Origin of the sequence: Brachyspira sp. (genome assembly GCF_050873525.1) — a bacterium.
In the GTDB taxonomy this organism is placed as follows: Bacteria; Spirochaetota; Brachyspiria; order Brachyspirales; family Brachyspiraceae; genus Brachyspira.
The window spans coordinates 1-2810 of sequence record NZ_JBNMIZ010000280.1 but is presented as its reverse complement, the minus strand read 5'-3'; the positions used below and the strand labels follow the sequence as shown (position 1 = coordinate 2810).

The 2810-nt window shown below is 29.4% G+C and carries 2 protein-coding genes; both read right to left on the bottom strand.

Going from position 1 to position 2810, the window contains the following annotated elements; translation table 11 throughout:
- Positions 1-66: 66 nt before the first annotated feature.
- Positions 67-1557, bottom strand: coding sequence for a GTPase (locus ACR0QS_RS12530; protein ID WP_432633789.1), 1491 nt, complete (start codon positions 1555-1557; stop codon positions 67-69).
- A 68-nt stretch (positions 1558-1625) separates the two neighbouring features.
- Complete coding sequence (locus ACR0QS_RS12525; protein WP_432633788.1) at positions 1626-2732, bottom strand: DUF697 domain-containing protein; 1107 nt, start codon at positions 2730-2732, stop codon at positions 1626-1628.
- Between the last annotated feature and the right edge of the window lie 78 nt (positions 2733-2810).

The following is a 2810-nucleotide window of genomic DNA, read 5'->3' as shown; positions in this document are numbered from 1 at the left end:
TCTTTGACAAATTAAAATATTCTGTTATATAAATATTTACTCGTTAATATTTATAGTTATTTGCGGCTAAAGCTTTTTTATAAGTAAACTTTTATTTTTATCATATAAAATATCATAGTTGTTTCTTAACATATCAAGTATTCTTTTAGCTCCAAAAACTTTTCCGCCAAAAATAAGAGAACCAGCTTTTATTAAAGCTAATAAAACATTTACCGCTCTAATCCCTAAAGCCGCGGTGACTCCGACTCCAAGAATTACGGAAGCAGCCATACCGATGGGAGCAAATCCGATTAATAACGGAACTAACGCCGCCACGCTTGATATTATTATTGCCCATATATTATTTTTTAGAGATTTTATTTTATAAATATTTTTTGCCAAATCTCCGATTAACAATATTAAATTCTCCTCTTTATTTATTATGTTCGCTAATTGACTTTCGCCATCGCATAAAATTTTATTTCTATATTTTTGCATATAATTATCGAAAGAATCTTTATTGTCTATGGTTTCTATTTGTTTATTTTCAATTATAGAAATTGATAATTCTTCAAATTTATCTTTACAGTAATTAGCTATAGAAGATATTAAAATAATTAAGTCTATATTTTTATTTTCCGTATTAAATAATTCAAAAATTCCTTTTGGATAAAAGAAAGTATAAGCATATAATGAAGTAAATAGAGGCAATGCAAAATTATTTATATATTTTTCATTTAAACCGTATAAATTAGATAATTCCGCAATCATAGAACTAATTTTAATATTTACTTCGTTAATATCTCCGTATATTCTAATTTCATTTATATATTTTAATATTATATAATTTGCTTTTTTATTCTTCTCTTTTTTTATTTGTATCGCTTTTTCAATATTTATTCGCTGCGCTTCTTCAAAAGCCTTTTTATAAGCTTCGGGCAGTATTTCTAAACTCTTTTCATAAAGTTCTTTTATGCCTATTCTTCCGCCTTCTATATCCGTAGTCAATATTATTCTATCTTCTGAAATATTTCCGTCTTTAATTAATCTTTTCTTAATAGCTTCGGTTGTCCCTCTTTTATCTATGTCTATTTGACTAATGATTACCAAAGTAGATTCTTTTGGAAAAATATTTATAATTTTTAAATCCGTATCCGTCACTTTGCCTATACCTACGGATATAGCATACCAGAATATATGAATATGGTCATCTACATTATTAGATTTATCTTGTCTTTCCCTTATAAATTCTTCCGTAATTCTTATAAATTCATCTTGACCTTTATCTGGCTCAAGCCCTTTAGAGTCCCAAATTCTAATTAATTCATTCTCATGTTTATGGTAATACTGCGTCTTAGGTTTAGCTTCATACCCAACCTCATTATCAGGAACTAAATCTTTTCCAAGTAAAGCTTGAATTATACTTGTTTTACCAGCTCCCGTATAACCGCAGATTAATATATTTGGTTTTTTATTAGATACTTTTAATTTTTTTATCGTATTACCAAAAGTTATAGTATTTGCAGTTAATATTTCGTTATGTATAGCAGAGACATCTATTTTTGAATTAAAAGACATAACTTTATCCTTAAAACAAAATAAACGCTATGCATAAAGCGATTAGCTTTACACATAGCGAATTAAAATTATTTATTATCTTTGTCTTTTTTATAATTCTTTAAGAATTCTTCAAATACGGAAAAATCAAAATCAATCGTAGGCGCAGGTTCGCCTTTAATTTTAGCTATAGCCATTTTTTCAAATTGATTTTGCACGAACCATCCCAACGCGCCAGTGATAAAAACAGCAACTGTGGCATTAACGGCGCTTCCAAATCCAGGTATCAATTTAGCTAATGAAGAAGCGGTTAACATTCCAACCACTCGGGCTACCAAAGGCAATGCCTGATGTTGTAATTGCTCTTTATTGAGTCCGTATAACGCTGCTAATCCAGCTATCATTCCAATCTGAATCGGAGTTATGATTATTGAATCTGAAATTGGTATTGGATTTGCGGCTACTGAACCAGATGCAACCGTGGCCGCTCCTATTATTGCCTTTGCTTCTTTATTTTTCTCCTTAACTTTGTCTACCGCTTTCTCAATATCTATCCTTTGCGCTTCCTCAAAAGCGGTTTTATAAGCTTCGGGCAGTATTTCTAAACTTTTATAATAAAGTTCTTCTATTCCTTTTTCAGATTCGTCATTAGTTAATATTATTTTATCTTCGGAAATACCGTTATTTATTAATTCTTTTTTAATAGCTTCCACGACTCTATTTTTTCTGTCGAGGTCTATTTTACTAATAATTACTAAAGTGGATTCTTTTGGAAAGCTATTTATGATTTTTAAATCCGTTCCTGTTACCTTGCCTACGCCTACGGATATAGTATACCAAAATATATGAATATGTTCATCAACATTTTCGTTTTCTTGGACTTTTCTTATATGGTTTTTAGTTCTTGCCACAAATTCGTCTTGCCCTTTATCGGGTTCAAGTCCTTTAGAATCCCAAATCCCAATATAAGAATTTTCATATCTATCGTAATCTTGAGTCATAGGATTAGCGTCATGTCCTATCATATCATCGGGAACTAAATCTTTTCCGAGCATAGCTTGAATTATACTCGTTTTGCCAGCTCCCGTATAACCGCATATTAATATATTCGGTCTTTTATACTTTTTCTTTTCTTCCTCAAATTTATTGAGAAAATCTTTTTCATAATCATAATCTTTAAAATTTTGGTTCTCCATTTTTTTACTCCTTGCTTTTAAAATTAAAAGAATATTTATAATTATATATGAAATTTATAAAAATTAATAGTCTTATTA

Excerpts from the sequence above, each read along its gene's own strand:
- ACR0QS_RS12530 (WP_432633789.1), bottom strand. The coding sequence starts at position 1,557 with ATGTCTTTTAATTCAAAAATAGATGTCTCTGCTATACATAACGAAATA.
- ACR0QS_RS12525 (WP_432633788.1), bottom strand. The coding sequence starts at position 2,732 with ATGGAGAACCAAAATTTTAAAGATTATGATTATGAAAAAGATTTTCTC.